Annotated in this window: 14 protein-coding genes; 4 read left to right on the plus strand and 10 right to left on the minus strand. The window is 35.1% G+C overall.

Annotated features, from left to right (window positions below; translation table 11 throughout):
* The first annotated feature begins 230 nt into the window (after positions 1-230).
* A complete protein-coding gene (locus FCI53_RS11845) occupies positions 231-2,228 on the plus strand; it encodes a TRAP transporter permease (RefSeq protein WP_246050089.1) in 1,998 nt (665 codons plus the stop codon).
* A gap of 47 nt (positions 2,229-2,275) precedes the next feature.
* On the opposite strand, the gene FCI53_RS11850 is transcribed toward FCI53_RS11845, so the two are convergent.
* From FCI53_RS11850 to FCI53_RS11865, 4 genes are all read right to left on the minus strand, one after another.
* Positions 2,276-2,881, minus strand: coding sequence for a YpjP family protein (locus tag FCI53_RS11850; protein WP_138419101.1), 606 nt, complete (start codon positions 2,879-2,881; stop codon positions 2,276-2,278).
* Positions 2,882-3,487: 606 nt separating this feature from the next.
* The gene (locus FCI53_RS11855) at positions 3,488-4,390 is read right to left on the minus strand and encodes a nuclease-related domain-containing protein (RefSeq protein ID WP_138419102.1); all 903 of its coding nucleotides are present in this window, start codon (positions 4,388-4,390) and stop codon (positions 3,488-3,490) included.
* 133 nt (positions 4,391-4,523) lie between these two features.
* Positions 4,524-6,029, minus strand: a complete 1,506-nt coding sequence (locus FCI53_RS11860; RefSeq protein ID WP_138419104.1) for a malate:quinone oxidoreductase — start codon at positions 6,027-6,029, stop codon at positions 4,524-4,526.
* Between the two features lie 459 nt (positions 6,030-6,488).
* Positions 6,489-7,634 (minus strand): alpha-hydroxy-acid oxidizing protein, encoded by a 1,146-nt coding sequence (locus tag FCI53_RS11865; RefSeq protein ID WP_138419106.1) that lies wholly within the window; start codon positions 7,632-7,634, stop codon positions 6,489-6,491.
* 279 nt (positions 7,635-7,913) lie between these two features.
* On the opposite strand from FCI53_RS11865, the gene FCI53_RS11870 reads away from it, so the two are divergent.
* Complete coding sequence (locus FCI53_RS11870; RefSeq protein WP_246050090.1) at positions 7,914-8,537, plus strand: DUF421 domain-containing protein; 624 nt, start codon at positions 7,914-7,916, stop codon at positions 8,535-8,537.
* A 230-nt stretch (positions 8,538-8,767) separates the two neighbouring features.
* Here the strand turns inward: FCI53_RS11870 and rlmH are convergent, their stop codons facing one another.
* A complete protein-coding gene (gene rlmH / locus FCI53_RS11875; RefSeq protein ID WP_138419110.1) occupies positions 8,768-9,247 on the minus strand; it encodes a 23S rRNA (pseudouridine(1915)-N(3))-methyltransferase RlmH in 480 nt (159 codons plus the stop codon).
* A 120-nt stretch (positions 9,248-9,367) separates the two neighbouring features.
* Between rlmH and FCI53_RS11880 the strand changes: the two genes are divergently transcribed.
* Positions 9,368-9,727 (plus strand): Lin0512 family protein, encoded by a 360-nt coding sequence (locus FCI53_RS11880; RefSeq protein ID WP_138419112.1) that lies wholly within the window; start codon positions 9,368-9,370, stop codon positions 9,725-9,727.
* A 264-nt stretch (positions 9,728-9,991) separates the two neighbouring features.
* Complete coding sequence (locus FCI53_RS11885) at positions 9,992-10,354, plus strand: DoxX family protein (protein ID WP_138419114.1); 363 nt, start codon at positions 9,992-9,994, stop codon at positions 10,352-10,354.
* A 535-nt stretch (positions 10,355-10,889) separates the two neighbouring features.
* Here FCI53_RS11885 and FCI53_RS11890 read toward each other — a convergent pair.
* The 5 genes from FCI53_RS11890 to walK form a co-directional block, all read right to left on the minus strand.
* On the minus strand, positions 10,890-12,101 hold the full coding sequence (locus FCI53_RS11890; protein ID WP_138419116.1) for a S1C family serine protease: 1,212 nt from the start codon (positions 12,099-12,101) through the stop codon (positions 10,890-10,892).
* Positions 12,102-12,171: 70 nt separating this feature from the next.
* The gene (locus FCI53_RS11895) at positions 12,172-12,969 is read right to left on the minus strand and encodes an MBL fold metallo-hydrolase (protein WP_138419118.1); all 798 of its coding nucleotides are present in this window, start codon (positions 12,967-12,969) and stop codon (positions 12,172-12,174) included.
* The gene (locus tag FCI53_RS11900; RefSeq protein WP_138419120.1) at positions 12,969-13,874 is read right to left on the minus strand and encodes a two-component system regulatory protein YycI; all 906 of its coding nucleotides are present in this window, start codon (positions 13,872-13,874) and stop codon (positions 12,969-12,971) included. The genes FCI53_RS11895 and FCI53_RS11900 overlap by 1 nt, the downstream gene beginning before the upstream one ends.
* Entirely contained in the window at positions 13,875-15,182 is a 1,308-nt protein-coding gene (locus FCI53_RS11905; protein ID WP_138419122.1) for a YycH family regulatory protein, read from the minus strand.
* Positions 15,183-17,012: a cell wall metabolism sensor histidine kinase WalK gene (gene walK / locus FCI53_RS11910; protein ID WP_138419124.1), complete on the minus strand. Its 1,830-nt coding sequence runs from the start codon at positions 17,010-17,012 to the stop codon at positions 15,183-15,185.
* Positions 17,013-17,016: the final 4 nt, after the last annotated feature.

A 17,016-nucleotide genomic window follows, 5' to 3' on the forward strand; every position in this document is an offset into this window, starting at 1 on the left:
TGGGAACAAATAGTTGACTTATCATAAAAAGGTGAGGGAAGTTCCGCTACATCTTTAGCGCTAGAGCTGAATGTGGCTGAAGCGATAAACCATTAAACCTTGGCCATATTTTTAATAAAGATATTCATTGATGGGAGGCTATCCCTTAAGCTATGGTTTTACTTTCAACCAGCACATAATGGGATGGCCTCCTCTTTTTAAAATAATTTAGATTGAAGGTGGTGAATGGATTGACTAAGCAAACAAAGTCAACTACTCATTCAAAGATTGAACGTGAAGACATACACAAATCAAACAAAGAAGAACTATTAGAAAAATATGATAAAGAAAGTTCGTATCGAAAGAAGCTCGGTAAATGGACATGGATTGTTTCTTTTATCGGTATTTATTTAACACTATTTCATTTATATACCGGTTATTTCGGCACCATGCAATCCCAAATTCAAGGGGCGGTCCATGTTGGTACTGCATTAGGGCTGATCTATCTATTATATCCAGCCAAGAAAGGACTTCACGTTAACGGCGTACCTTGGTATGATGTCATCCTTGCCTTTACTGCTATTTTTGTCGGCTACTACAAAATTTTTCAGTTTGACGAAATATTACAAGCACGTATCCACGGTTATGAATCCTTGGATATTATCGTTTCCATCCTAGGCGTGCTTCTCCTACTAGAGGCTACAAGGAGATGTGTGGGTGTACCTATTGTTATCGTTGGAGCCGTTGCTATTGGCTACGCACTATATGGAAATTTAATTCCTTCACAAATTTTATCTCATGCAGGTTTTTCATTTGAAAAAGTATTTACAGATTTATGGTTTAGAGAAAATAGTGTATTTGGTATACCAGTTCAAGTTTCCTCTAAGTTTATTTATCTCTTCTTATTATTTGGAGTGTTGTTAGTACATTCTGGGATCGGTAAGTTTTTTAATGATTTAGCCTACGGACTTACCGGTCGTTTTACTGGTGGAACAGCTAAAGCAGCTGTAACCGCAAGTGCGCTTCAAGGGATGGTATCAGGTAGTTCCATTGCCAATACCGTTGCATCAGGGTCTTTTACGATCCCAATGATGAAAAAAGCACGATTCAGACCAGAATTTGCTGCTGCAGCAGAAGCCTCCGCCTCTACAGGGGGACAGTTAATGCCTCCAATTATGGGTGCAGCAGCCTTCATTATGATTGAATATACAGGTACAACCTATCAAACGATTATGTTAGCAGCCTTAATTCCATCTATCTTATATTTTGCTGGGATTTTTATGGGTACACACTTTGAAGCAAAGAAACAAGGGATCCACGGTGTTGCAAAACACTTACTACCCAATGCAAAAGAGTTATTGAAAAAAAGAGGATACATGTTACTTCCTTTATTAGTCATTATCGTGACGTTATTCTCAGGATTAACCGCTCAACGGGCTGCCATTTATGGTATTGTTGTTGCATTTGTCATTACTATGATTAATAAAGAAACAAGAATGTCGTTCAAAAAAATCTTATTTGTATTAGAACAAGGGGCAAGAACTGCTTTACCAGTAATTGCAGCAGTATCAACTGCTGGTATTATTGTTGGGGTTGTGGGCATGACAGGCCTTGGTGGAAAATTTGCTTCTGGTATTATCGCTTTATCAAATAACATCCTACCATTAGCATTATTTTTAACTATGATTGCATGTATTATACTCGGCATGGGATTACCAACAACTGCTAACTATGTTGTAACAGCAACCGTTGCTGCACCTGCCTTAATAAATGGATTTGGTTTAGAAATAATCCCTGTACATTTATTTGTTTTTTACTTTGGTATTGTCGCAGATATCACACCACCTGTTTGTTTAGCAGCTTATGCTGGTGCAGGTATAGCAGGAGCGAACCCATTTAAAGCAGGGTTAACAGCGATTAAACTTGCCATTGCAGCGTTCATTATTCCTTATACATTTGTCTTCAATCCAATCCTAGTATTAACAGGGGATTATACAATTCTTACACTTGCTATTGCAATTGTGACAGCTTTATTAGGAATGATGGCAATTAGTAGTTCGTTAATGGGGTACTTCTCTAGAACATCACTGGTATGGGAAAGACTCGTATTCTTTTTCTCTGGTATCATGTTAATTACCCCTAACAAAATGATTGATGTTATTGGTATTATACTAATTGGGACTCTCTGGTTTATTCAGTCGCGTCGACCTAAAGAAGATATAAGACCTACAGAAGCCCAAGCACTTTAAAATTAAAAAGCCACGATGTTATACAAACATCGTGGCTTTTTATGTAATTAAGACATCCATTTTGGGGGGGTGTTTTTATCCCAATAAATTTCTCCAATTTCATGATGCTCTTCAAACTGATCTTTACTTAGATGATAGTGGAAATTAAACCAATATCCCTCTAATGGGCGATTATCTCTTCTTACATGAAATCTAGCAATATCTTCATTTGTTCGGTAATCGTAAATATTGAAAATTCTCTCTCCATAACCTTGTTGTGGTTCCTCCGTAATTTCAAAATAAGGTACTTTTTCTTCTCCAGCATCCTTTAAAACTATTTGTAATGCTTCTTCTAAATTAGGGAGAATATCATTCATAAAATCAACTTCCACTCTCTCCGCTATTCTTGGACCTAATTTTGAATATGCCTGTTCTTTGGCCTTTTCCGATAATGCATTCACTAAGTAATCGTTATCAATTTCTGGTTCACTTACTTCAAACTGTTTCGCATGTATCTGCTGATCTTTATTAAGGAAATCATTATTCGCATCTGCTTTTGATGTATCTACTTCTTTGCTATCTGCATCTGTTTCAATTGGAATGGATGGAATATAAAGTCCCAAGGTCATACATGCGATCAGAACAACAAATATTTTTCTAATCCAAATTTTCATATAGATCTCCCTTTATCCATTACTTAACAATAAATGCCCATGTTGTATGCTTACTTTAAATTTTACCATGTTTAAGGAAGATGTCTATAAATTTAGAAATTTTTAATCAAAGCGTAATATAGTGTTAATATTGTTAAAAATTTTTACTTACTTTAGTAGGTTTTGAGAGTATATTTTTCATTTGTAATATCTTCTTAATTAACTGATTGTGGCTAATCTGGTGGTTAATACTCAGGTAATTGGATATCACTCTACCTTATTGGTAAAAGTAAAGGGCGAGCATCCATTTTCGTTTACTGGTTTTGACTATTCAACTTAATCCAAGGCACGTTTCCTCCCTTTTCGTTTACCGGTTTTGACTATTCTACCTAATCCAGGGTACGTTTCCTCCCTTTTCGTTTACCGGTTTTAACTCTTCACCTTAATCCAGGGCACGTTTCTTCCTTTTTCGTTTACCGGTTTTGACTATTCAACTTAATCCAAGGCACGTTTCCTCCCTTTTCGTTTACCGGTTTTAACTCTTCACCTTAATCCAGGGCACTTTTCCTCCCTTTTCGTTTACCGGTTTTGACTTTTCACCTTAATTCAGGCATGTTAGTTAAGCTTTTATTCTTTTCTTACATAGTGTGAAGCTCGTCCCTCTCTAATTAAATAATAATGTTTACCTAATACCTCTCTAATTTTCTTTTTTGATAACAGCTGTCCGCACCATTCATATACAGTTGGTAACGTTATTTTTTTCATAGGAAAAAGGTGCAAAAACTCTTCTACACTGCGACTAATGGCTTTATCCATAAGTTCTACATGGTTACATTCACTACACATCAATGTATTGAAATAGGTATGAGTTATAAACCCACCACACTCCGCGCACACAATTCCCTTTTTCAACTGATCATACGTATACTCAATATTACAAGGGTTTTCTTTAGTTCGGAGTGATAATAATTTGTTGGCAACCTTTTTATGCCTTGCGCCTAAAGTCGCTGGTTCATGACGCATATTTTCTAAGAAACGACTGAGTTGGGTTGGAAAAACGATAGTAGGGTCTTTGGGTGCTTGATACAGTGTGAAAGCATCGTTAACAAATAATAGGTAAGGTTTAATTTGAAAATGAAGACCGTGTTGTTGGAGTAATTGTCGTAGGAGGAGGTTACTTCGGTTCACTTGTTCTATAGGGGAACTAATTTCTCTTTTTGACATCGTGAACCATCTGTCTTCTTCTACATAAAAGTCACCTTCGTAATTCTTAACCTCAAAAAGATAAAGCATATTTTGCAAGATTACTATTGAATCAATTTGAAACTTGGTGTTGTTTGTTTCTAGTAATAAATCAGTTAATATAATAGCTTGTTGACCTAGCGTTTCTAGCATTCCATCAAACTTCTTTTCTCCTTGGTAGCCTTTTTCTAACTTTGCCAAGCGTTTCTTTTCATCAGGGGAGAGCGGCATTCGATGGTTTAGCATTTCTAGGGTAACCAATTCCGAGGATTTTTTTCGTGGATTCATACATAGATCACTACCTTTCTATTCTCATAGTAGTCTTACCTACTAATAAAGACAAGCCATATCCTTCCCTTTACGTATAAAAAATACAAAAGCAGTGACAATATGTTGTCACTGCTTTATTATAAAATATATTTTAGGAAACAGTTAGTTGCTGTTCCTCGTTTAAACGAAGTGCTTGTGCTGTTGAAGCGTGAATTTCCTTAATAAGATTTGGATGTTCCATTAGTGACTTACCATAGGATGGAATCATTTCTTTTAACTTCGGTTCCCATTCTTCAAGATATTCTGGGAAACATTTTGAAAAGACTTCGAGCATAACATTGACAGCGGTTGACGCACCTGGGGATGCACCAAGTAACGCTGCAATCGAACCATCCTCAGCACTAACCACTTCTGTACCAAATTGAAGTGTTCCTTTTCCACCAGATTCCGTATCTTTGATCACCTGTACACGTTGACCAGCAACAACTAAATCCCAGTCCTCACTTTTTGCATTTGGAATAAATTCACGTAATTCTTCCATACGTTTTTCTTTTGACTGCAATACTTGCTGGATTAAATATTTGGTCAACGGCATATTCTTTGCACCTGCCGCCAACATGGTAAGTAAATTATCCGATTTTACTGAAGTAACCAAGTCAAACATAGAACCTGTTTTTAAAAATTTAGGTGAAAAACCAGCAAACGGTCCAAATAATAGTGATCTTTTATTATCTATAAATCTTGTATCAAGATGCGGAACAGACATTGGTGGTGCACCAACCTTGGCTTTACCGTATACCTTTGCGTGATGTTGCTTGACAACATCTGGATTATTACAAACCATAAATAATCCGCTTACAGGAAACCCACCTATATGTTTTCCTTCAGGGATACCTGACTTTTGTAATAAGTGTAGGCTTCCACCTCCACCTCCGATAAAGACAAACTTCGCAGTATGGTATTCAATTTTTCCACTTTCTATATCATGCACTTTTACTTCCCAAGCACCATCACTTGTACGATTAATATCATTTACATTATGTCGATAGTTAATATTAACATTTTGATTGGAAAGGTGATCAAATAACATACGTGTTAAGGCACCAAAATTCACATCCGTACCAGAATCTATTTTCGTTGCCGCAATAGGTTCATTTGAATTGCGATCATTCATAATAAGCGGTATCCATTCCTTTAGTTTTGTTGAATCATCAGAAAATTGCATACCTTTAAAAAGGGGATTATCTGAAAGCGCTTCAAACCGTTTTTTTAAAAAGTTAACGTTTTGTTCCCCTTGCACTAAGCTCATATGAGGTAGTGGCATAATGAAATTTTGAGGGTCAGGAAGTAAATTTTTATTGACGAGATAGGACCAAAATTGCTTTGAAACTTGGAATTGCTCATTAATTTTTATTGCTTTACTTATATCAATCGAACCATCTGGCTTTTCAGTTGTGTAATTAAGCTCACACAATGCAGCATGTCCAGTACCCGCATTGTTCCACTCGTTTGAACTTTCTTCCCCTGGTTTTTCGAGCTTATCAAACACTGTAATTTCCCAATCAGGCGCCAATTCCTTTAGAAGTGATCCTAAAGTTGCGCTCATGATTCCAGCACCAATTAAGATAACGTCTGTTTCAGTATGTCTGTTGCTCATTTTTCCCCATCCTTATCTCCTAAGATTTCAAATGAACATTGTCACTCCCACTTAATCTCATTTCTAAAGGGAGCGGTCTAATTGTATTCACCATTTTCTAATTAATTATCTAAATACAGTTTATCAGAATTTTTTATAAATTACTAATATATGAAAGTGGGAGTTTAAATATCTACTAGTGCAATTCAGCCAATACACTACACTTATTCCCTTTTAAACAATACACCTTTACCAACATATCTCTATATAAATTCCTAATATTGAGTTCACTAAACAAAATTAAAGATTTAGTCTGAATTTAAGCATATAAAAACATGTAAGCACCTATATTCTTTCACTTGAACTAAGCTAAATTGGAACGGGAATAGCATTGCCTATAGCTAAATTTTATGAAGCATTTGCTAGAATTAGAATCCATGTACATGGTCATTTATGGTTTTTATCAAAGAATGATCCATCCTACACACCTACCATATTCAATTGACACAATTCTTTTACATTCTTAACACCGGACAACATCATAGAGGTTTGGAGGTCTTGAAGAAAGTTAGCTAAAAATTGTTCTACCCCTTCTTCGCCACCTACAGCTAGGCTATAAACGTATGGTCGGCCAATCAAGACAGCATCAGCCCCAAGAGCTAGCGCCTTTATGGCATCAATCCCCCTCCGAATCCCACTATCAAATAGTACAGGAACTTGGCTATCGACAACCTTTACAATATCAGGTAGGGCATCGATGCTAGAAATAACACCATCTAATTGCCTCCCACCGTGATTGGAGACGATCACTCCATCAATCCCATATTCAATAGCTTGAAGAGCATCTTCCGGATGTAACACCCCTTTTAGGATGATTGGCAATGACGTACTCTCTTTCAACTTTTTAACGTGCTTCCAATTTAAAGCTGGATAATTAATATTATCGATAATACCTTGAAGGATAGTGTGTGAATTAATTTCAGATAATGATGATAGGAATTCACGATCTGACTCAAAGTTTCCCTGACCATAGCCTAGTGCTAAAGGCGAAAAACGATGATGCAAGTCTTTTTCTCTGTAACCTAGTGTAATCGTATCGATTGTTAATACAATTGCTTCATAACCTGCTTCTTCTGCTCGTTTCACCATGTTAAAAGAAATTTCCTCATGGTTGCACCAATATAATTGAAACCATTTCGAACTACCACTTGTAGCTTGGGCTACATCTTCAATAGAATAACTCGAAACAGTACTTTGTATATACGGCACATCATATTTTGCTGCCGCTCGAGCAACAGCTAAATCTCCCTGTTCGTCAGCTAACTTTAAAACTCCAACTGGTGCCAGCAATAGTGGCGTGGGATATGTGTGTCCAAACATAGTGATACTAGTATTCAAATTGGACACATCATTTAATAATCTCGGAACAATGGAATAGTTCTTAAACGCATCCGTATTTTTTTTTGCCGTCTCCTCACCACCTGCACCAGAAGCGATATAGCTAAAAGCAGATTTAGACATAGCCTGTTTTGCTGCAGTTTCTATTTTCTCAAAACTAATTGGAAAATTGTCTTCTGTATCAATAGATTGAACAACATTATCGTTACTTTTATAAGAGAAGGACATTCATGATCACCCTTTAATTAATTTTTATTCTTATATATTAATAAAAATAAGTTTATCATTTTCTATCATAAAAGCAAAATTCCCTTATATTACCATAAAAACCTTAATGCCGCTTTTACAGACTCACTCCCTATCAAACAAATGAATAAGTCTTTTCATAATATAGAGAATAAAGTGAAGGTTTTTATTCACAATAACAAGTAGATATGCCACATCTTTTACATGGCTAAAATAATAAAATGTGAAAGTGTCAACATAAGTATATGTATAAAGGGGTGAATGTTTTTGGATTTACACTTCATATGGAAAGCTATCATTGTTGTTCTTGGAGGAGTACTTATTTTGCGTCTAGCTGGAAGAAAGTCAATTTCACAGCTTACAGTTGCTCAAACGGTTATGATGATAGCTGTTGGTTCATTAATCATTCAACCTGTTGGCGACAGAAACATTTGGATTACTATGGCAATTACATTTTTAATGGTAATTACACTTCTTTTTATTGAGTATATCGTTATAAAATCAGATACTATTGAAACTCTTATTTATGGAAAATCACTTTTAGTGGTCGAGGATGGCCAAATTATTGAAAGTAATTTAAAAAAGCTTCGGTTAACAGTCGATATGCTTGAGGTAAGGTTAAGACAACAAAACATTCAAAGTATTAGTGATTTACAATGGGCTACAATAGAATCAAACGGTCAGTTAGGGTATATGCTAAAACCCGACAAAAATTACGCAACTAAAGAAGATATTAATATGTTGAAATCATTAATTGAATTAAATCTATCTAATCTCCCTACGGAAACTGAAGCCACAAAAAATCAAACAACTGGTTCAGATGACATATTTAATGAAATTAAAAATAGGAAACATAAACAGAAACCTAAAGAGTATTTGGATTAAACGTAAGCACTACAGTTATTGTTATCTGATTTTATTCAGTAACTTTTTAACTAGTTTTATCTGCATGACTACATCAGGTGTACGCGGTTGCTGCAAAGTAAACTAAGTTAGTGCCCCAGCGAAGTTTCTTTCCTTTATAATTCAAGTGAATTTACTTAAATATAACAAAAGAAAGCATCGTCAACTTACCATGCTTTCTTAATCTATACTGGTTATTTATATATTGCCCATTATTTATGATACGGTTCCCCTCGATTAATCCGAAATGCTCGATAAATTTGTTCTAATAAAACTAACCGCATTACCTGGTGAGGGAAAGTCATTTTAGAGAAGGATAATGCATAATTACTACGACGCTCGACTTCTTTACTTAATCCAAGTGATCCACCAATAACAAAAACAAACTTACTTTTTCCATGTGTCGTCAAATCATCTAATTTTTCGGCAAACTTTTCAGAAGTTAGTTGCTCTCCAGTTATTTCCAAGGAAATAACATAGCTATCTGGATCGATTTTTGTCAAAATCTTGTCCCCTTCTTTTCGTTTTACCTCTTCCATCTCTGCTTCACTAATATTTTCAGGTGCTTTTTCATCTGGAACTTCAACAACGTTCACCTTTGCATAAGCTCCTAACCGTTTTAAATACTCTTGTATCCCTTGTTTTAAATATTTCTCCTTCAATTTTCCGACTGCAATGACTGTGATTTTCATAGTTTATCCTTTCTATTCGTTTTTTTATAGTGTATCAAAAAAGCTTTTTTTCTCCTAATTGATTTCGACACCTATTTCCTCTAATCTAGAATTGGAGTATATGTAAAAGGAGTGATCCATTTGAATAATATTATCTTTGTTGAAACAGGAACTGGAATTGATGTTCATGGTCAAAATATTACCAAGGCTGCCGTACGAGCTGTAGAAAATGCGATTCATTACAACTCAATGCCCGGTATTAAGGACATATTGCCTGAACAGTCCTTGCATAATATGAAAGTACATGTGAAATTAGCTGTACCGGCAGATAAAGATAAACTCAACCATGAAGAAGTAAAAAAGGAAATTCCTTATGGAACAGTGACACTTGAAATTATGGATGGTGGAATGGCAACATCCAGCGGCATCGTACTTGAAGACAAACAAGATAAAAATGATTTAATGTATATAGTCAATGCTTCCGTTGAAGTTGGCTACTAAATTAAATTAGTCTTTTTACCATTTTTTTAGAAGCTTATGGAATAGGTTGTCCTGTTACAAGCATAGGTATATATAAATGAAACTTCACTCAGTGGGGGTTTTTGCACTTGCTCCATTGAGTGTTAGTTCCACAAGGTGAGACCCGCAAGCCCTTGATCAATCGGGGTTAGCGAAGGTTAACTCCCACTTCAGCATCTGAGTCTCATTTGGTGTTTTGAAGTGGGTGTCACCGGGATAAAACAGATCGATAGGAGGAGTTATATTTTGGTTACTAACCGTGTTTTTCCCATTATTCACTATTTAATTGCCTATGTTTTTCTTGCTGCAGGTATTTTAAAGTGGGTATCGCCTAACTTTGTTACCATTTTTGCAAATCTAGGGCTTCCTTTTCCACAAGTTACTGTCCTAATTGTTGCTACTGTTGAAATAATCGCTGCAAGTCTCATTTTATTTAACCTATATGTCAAGCAGGCTGCGATAAGTTTAGTCATTATCATGATCGTTGCAATATTACTTTCCAAGATGCCAATACTGTTTAACCAAGGCATATTGACATTTGCTTTTGAAGCAAGATTAGATATTGTTATGTTAACTTTACTACTAGTTACCTTAAAACAACGTGCATAAACAACCTTGTTTTCATATTTACCACTATTAAAATTGTCTACGTATTATTCTATATATACTAACAACTATCCCAATTACCCTTCTCAAAGTTGTCGTTAAAAGCAAAAGGCTGTCCACCTTATTACTGTTAGGACAGTCTTTACCTAACTCCATTTCTTGTATGTGAAATAATAAATGCAGCATTTCCTGAAATATCTTGAGTTTTTACTGTTGTAAATATCATAAAGTGATCTCCCCTTGAGATAACAAACACGTCTTTTAACACTTATCCACATACCCTTCCACAAATGTCATATAAAAGCAATATCCACACTATCTTATTACATACAAACAACTTTTCCACAATTTTATCCACATATTAACAATCCAGATTCTGCATTTTGTATAAGAATATTTGTTCGCTACAAAATACAGTTAGTTATCCTCAGTTTTATCCACAGCATGTGTATAATTTTGGATAAATACTAGTTTTTTTCCACATTAAAAAGATTGAAGTCTTGTTCACTAACACAGACTTCAATCTTTATTTTACCTTCTAATATTGTTGCGAAGCTAAATTAACTGTTACTTCCTGTTTACTTCCTTCTCGATAAAATGTAATAACCATATCTTCCCCTACTTGTTTCACTTGATACAAGTGCTTTCGTAAATCTACAATATTATTCATTTTTTCTCCATCTAAGTGTGTTATGACATCATAAGGTTCTAAATTAGCTTCCGCTGCTGGTGAACCTGGTTCGATACTACGAACATAGATACCTTCTTCAATATCCCTTGGCAATTGTAAACTCTGACGCCATTCCACTTGAGAAATATCCTCCAATGAATAAGCTTCCACACCTAGGTAAGCACGTGTCATCTGTCCCTTTGTTTCAAGTTGGTTAATTACTGGCAGTGCATCATCAATTGGAATAGCAAAACCTATGCCTTCTACAGCATCTTGCGCAATCTTCATAGAATTAATACCAATTAACTGTCCACTCATATTTATAAGAGCACCACCACTATTTCCAGGATTAATCGCAGCATCGGTTTGAATGACTTCTGCTTGCCAATCTGCACGTCCATCTTGATCAAAGTCTTGTGGAATCGCTCGTTGCTTTCCACTAATAATTCCTTGTGTTACAGAGCCTGATAGATGTAATCCTAATGGACTTCCAATCGCTATTGCAGGTTCACCGACCCTAATATTTTCAGAATGGCCAATATCAATAACATGATCGACATAGGTACTATCCATTTCTAAAACAGCAAGATCGGTAAATAAATCGCTGCCTTTTAACTCTGCATCAACTCGTGTTTCATCTGATAATACAACTTCGATTTGGTCTGCCCCTTGTATGACATGGTGATTACTAACGACAAATGCACGCCCATCCTCTACTTTATAAATAACACCAGAACCTGTTCCAGCCTCACTATCCGCTTGTTCCCATAGATCTGATTGTGATTGAATATTGACAACGCCAACGACGGAAGGGGCCACTTTTTCCACCACATCCGTTATTTGAGTTGTTATATTCACATTTAGATTTTGTAAATTATTATTAAAATCTACGTCACGATCCGTGCTTTGGTTAGCAATTTCTTGATCCTGGCTATTCACATTATAAGGCAATAAATTAAGATCAGATAATGTTGGCAGTGCAAACATAAACAAACACGCACCAATCACCACCCCTAAAACAGTCGAATATACCCAACTATTTTTTTTAGGAGGTTTATGATGCCCATCATAATATCCCATTATATCCTCCCTTCTTAAAACAGGTAAATGGTAAATATGGCTGTTATTAGTTTGCACTTTTTTTTAGAATTTAAACGACTTCATATAAAGGAGTTGGCGTTTTCGGATCCGTATCATGTATTTCCAATTCACTACCAATTGTATATCCATTATCATTTAAATAGTTCTCTACAGACAGTCGTGCTAACTCCTTCATGTTATTATCCTTACTCAAGTGAGCTAAATAAATCCGTTTAGTATGATTACCAATAATATCTGTTAATGCTAATGCACAATCTTCATTTGAAACGTGACCAGTATCACCTAATATTCTACGTTTTACATTCCAGGGATATCTCCCCATCCGAAGCATGGAAACATCATGATTTGCTTCAAAAATTAGTACATCGGCATCTTCTACTGTTTTTTTTATTCTTTCTGATACATATCCTAAATCTGTTACCAACGCTACCTTCTTATTTTGATGATGAAAAGTGTAAAACATTGGTTCAGCAGCATCATGTGAGACACCAAAAGATTCAATATCTAGGTCCCCGAATGTCTTTGTTTCTTCCATATTAAAGACGAACTTTTGATCTAGGCTAATTTTTCCAATGGAAGAATCCATTGCTTTCCATGTCTTTTCATTTGCATAAATGGGTAAATTGTATCTCCTAGCTAATACTCCTAACCCTTTAATATGATCACTATGTTCATGCGTTACTAAAATTTTAGACAGTGTATTTGGATCAATATGAACTTCTGTTAACAATCGTTCCATTTCTTTGCCACTTAAGCCAGCATCTACTAATACATTTTCTTTATCTGTTTCTATATAAAATGCATTTCCCGTACTCCCTGAAGCAAGTACACTAAAACGTAATGCCATTAATCTCCACTCCAATTTGTTGATTCTATCATTTCTGAAAAGTTTTCTTGTATTTCTTTTGTTACATCACTACCGTTATTAGAATCTTGAATTAATCCACGTATTTCGATTATTGTATCTTCTAGAAAGCTTTTGTCATCCCTTGGAAAAGAGTTTCCTTCTATTGCATGAATAAAATAATTTCTATTCTCATTAATTGTTATCTTCCAAGTTGGTGCCAACACTTGTCCACCATTCGGTAAAGGAGTTAAGTTATGATAACCTATTTTAATATCTGTTAACTCATCTCCTTGGTTCAATTCGTTTGTATTGTTATACAGATGCATAATCGCTTCTGTATCGGTAAATAAATCATAATCCTCTTGTTGATCGTCTTCATTTTTTAAAATGGTTTGTGTATATTGCACCATTTCATCCTGGTCGTTAAGAAGAATAAGTAATAAACCACTCTGATTGTAGTAAATTGGGTTACCTTTAATTTTTTGAAAATAAATCAGTGTATTTGTTTCGTCATTTTTTCCCCAAAACACATAATTTTCTCCATTTAATACATTAGATTCTAAGAAGGATTGAAGGTTATCCTCATCATATGAAACTGGTTCTGTAAGTTTCGAAACAATCAAGTCGCCTGGCAATACTTCGATTTCTTGATTTTCAAATTGTTCTAATTCTTCTTTTTCCTCATCATTAAGTTCCTTACGTGAACCATACAAATAGGATCCTTGCATCGCTTCATCAGTTAACAAATCCAACCCTTCAATATCTGTCTTCAGCCCTTCTTCAATGGATGTCTCAGGGATAAAGGATAAATCAGGTTCTCTAGTTTCAATAAACTGACGTAATAAAAAAATATCCAGCACAAGAAAGCAAAGGATAAATAGTGTCTTAATTTGACCCCATTGCAATTAAACGTCGCCTCCTTTGCTAGAATCTTGCTCAAAATCAATTTCTCTCCAACCTAAGTAACTCTTAAAAAACCATGCTGGAGTTAAGTCAATAATATACCCTTGTTGTTCTTCCATTTTATATCCTAGGGTAATATCTTCGATTAATCGATCAGAGAAATAATCGCTGCTGTTTAAAAAGTCAACCACTTCTTCCCCCGTCCTCATATCAACTTTCTGACCGGCAAAAGAACTTTTCAAATGAATTAATGGACGATTATATTGGTTTACTTTTTGATTACGTAAAGTAATATCTATCGTGGAATAATTACTATCCTCTATAACTGGATATCCATCATAATTTAAACGGTACAGCACAGAATTATCTTGAGTATCCAATTCAGCTAGTTGATAATCATCTCGAACCCCTGTTGTCCAGCCTTCGTGGGCATTAATAAAATCTAATGTTTCATTTATTAACTGCCTACCTTCTATATTACTTTGATCAGAGAAAATAGGATTGGTATACTCAATATGATAATCATATTCAACCATTGTCCTGATTCCATCTGTGAAAATATTTGCCCCTGCGGCATTCTTTGAATTCCTTACTGCAGAAGGATTATCAAATAAAGCATTTCTTAACAATGTAGCGGATGAAGCATTTGCCTGGAATGGACGTTCATACATTTCTATTTCATTTGGTAAATAGATGGACTTGTCCTCAGTTGTTACATATTCAACATATGGAATAAACTTATTATCCTCATTTATATTTATCAGCTGTTCTCTTATTTCACTGATATTCTGTATATTAGCAGATACCATTAATTTATTTTCTGTATTTACAAAATAAATTGGGTTACTATCGTGCTCTTCATCTAACATGATAGAGATACGATCAAAAGATGTCGAAGGAATGACAGTATCACTATCAACTGCAAATAAATCTGGCAATATTTCCATTGGAATCAATGTTGGAAATATAACCTCTACTAATTGATGCTGATTTTCGAAAAACTGAGTACTGTCTGCCTGTATTCGATCAAACCCATATAATAACCAATCTTGCATATTATTATAAAGATTCTTTTCTTCGCTTTTATCCTTAAACCCTTTTAGTTCATGACTATCATGAAAAATAATCTGAGAAGGTTGTATGATACTTTTTTTTGTTTCTTCTTTACCATCTAACTTTGCTTCAATTGTACTCTGGTCACTATCGACTTCTTCATACTGTGGTTGATAATTCCATATTCGCAATGTTAACAGCAAACTTAATAAAATTAAGAAAACTAATACGGATGACTTTATTGTTTCCAATTTCATCTATTTTCCACCCCGCCTTTTTTTCATAAGCGGAAGTGTAAAGAGGATGGTCGTCCCTTTACCTTCTTTACTTTCTGCCCAAATCTGTCCATGGTGTGCTTCAATTATTTCTTTAGCAATAGCTAGACCTAATCCTGTTCCACCTAAATTTCGAGACCTTGCTTTATCAGCACGATAAAACCGCTCAAAAATCTTATCTAACTTCTCTCTAGCAATTCCAAGACCTTGGTCAGAGATCATTACTTTGAGATGATTTTGCTCTTTCATAACACGAATGGTAATTTTACCACCCTCTGGTGAATATTTAATCGCATTTGAAATAATATTATCGATCACTTGGGTGAGTTTATCTTTATCCACCCAAACAAAAATGTTTTCTTTTGCAAAATGACGACTAATACTAATATCTTCCGACTTATTCATCTCAAACCGATCAATGATATGATGTAAAAATGGTGCAAAGTTTACCCTTTCTTTATAAAGCGAGTGTGCTTTACTATCCATTTTAGATAATTGAAGGAGGTCATTTACTAAACGAATCATTCGCTCCGTTTCTTTTTGTGTTACTTGTAAAAATTGTGGGGCAATATCTTGATCTTTCCATGCTCCATCAGATAACGCCTCTAGATAACTACGCATCGTTGTCAACGGTGTTCTTAATTCATGTGAAACATTTGAAACAAATTCTCTTCTTTCTCTTTCCACTTGTTCCTGTTCTGTTACATCACTAAGTACGGTTATAAAACCGGTTAACTGGTCTGTTTCATCTTGAACGACTGAGAAATTCGCCTTTAACAAGAAAAATACATCTTCATCACTTAAATCAATTGTAATGGAACCTGTCTCTTGAACATCCACTATATCGACAATTTTGTCTTCTAATTGCAATACATCTATTAATTGTTGTCCTTCTACTTCATCAAAGCTTTTCCCTATTAAATGTTCTGCCGGTTTATTCATTAATGATATTCTTCCAACATGGTCTGTCGCAATGACACCATCAGACATATTTGATAACACGGAACTTAATTTCCTCCGCTCGCCTTCTGTTGTAAGATGTGCTTGCTTTAGTTTGTCATTCATATCATTAAATGTAATGGCTAATTGTCCAATTTCATCAGTTCCATAAACATTTACCTTCTGAGAGAAATCACCAGTTGACATGATTTTGGCCTGTTTTCGCATTTCAGTTATTGGCTTTGTGATCGTTCTTGCAACAATCACACCAAGTAATGCCGATACAATAATAGCTAATACTGTACCATTTAGAAAAACCGTATTAATACTCTGAAGTTGGGAATAAACATCTTCCATTGACGCTTCTAAATAAACAGCACCTTCCACATCTTCTCCATCATAAAGTGGAACAATTCTCACTAACATTCGTTTTCCCGTATTGCGGTCAACCTGGATAACGGGTTGCTTCGCCTGTCCATAACGAATCGCTAGAGTGATCCCATTTTCTCCGGTCACTCTCTTTCCAACTAAATGAGATTGTCCACTATTAGCACCAATAACGCGATATTGTTTGTTAATAACCAATAAATCAGAGTAAAAATCACTGTCATACAACGTCAGAATACTCTGTACTTCCTGTTGCAATGTAGGTTCCTCATCATCACCAGACCGTTCCTTGTTAAACACATCTTCTAAATTATAGGTTAGTACTTGAAGTCGCTCCTCAACATTCGTAATAAAATTATCCTCTAAACTTTCTTTTAACCCTTGAGCAAAATAAGCTCCAATTACTTGGATCGTTAAAAGTAAGAGTAAAATAAGAATGACAATAAACTTTAATTGAATTGATTGAAAAAAGCTTACTTTTTTCATATTT

The sequence above is a fragment of the Aquibacillus sediminis genome, assembly GCF_005870085.1.
In the GTDB taxonomy this organism is placed as follows: Bacteria; Bacillota; Bacilli; order Bacillales; family Amphibacillaceae; genus Aquibacillus_E; species Aquibacillus_E sediminis.

Coding starts and splice junctions, on each gene's coding strand:
- FCI53_RS11850 (WP_138419101.1), bottom strand. CDS start 2,881: ATGAAAATTTGGATTAGAAAAATATTTGTTGTTCTGATCGCATGTATG.
- FCI53_RS11855 (WP_138419102.1), bottom strand. CDS start 4,390: ATGAATCCACGAAAAAAATCCTCGGAATTGGTTACCCTAGAAATGCTA.
- FCI53_RS11860 (WP_138419104.1), bottom strand. CDS start 6,029: ATGAGCAACAGACATACTGAAACAGACGTTATCTTAATTGGTGCTGGA.
- FCI53_RS11865 (WP_138419106.1), bottom strand. CDS start 7,634: ATGTCCTTCTCTTATAAAAGTAACGATAATGTTGTTCAATCTATTGAT.
- FCI53_RS11870 (WP_246050090.1), top strand. CDS start 7,914: ATGTTTTTGGATTTACACTTCATATGGAAAGCTATCATTGTTGTTCTT.
- rlmH (WP_138419110.1), bottom strand. CDS start 9,247: ATGAAAATCACAGTCATTGCAGTCGGAAAATTGAAGGAGAAATATTTA.
- FCI53_RS11890 (WP_138419116.1), bottom strand. CDS start 12,101: ATGGGATATTATGATGGGCATCATAAACCTCCTAAAAAAAATAGTTGG.
- FCI53_RS11895 (WP_138419118.1), bottom strand. CDS start 12,969: ATGGCATTACGTTTTAGTGTACTTGCTTCAGGGAGTACGGGAAATGCA.
- FCI53_RS11905 (WP_138419122.1), bottom strand. CDS start 15,182: ATGAAATTGGAAACAATAAAGTCATCCGTATTAGTTTTCTTAATTTTA.
- walK (WP_138419124.1), bottom strand. CDS start 17,012: ATGAAAAAAGTAAGCTTTTTTCAATCAATTCAATTAAAGTTTATTGTC.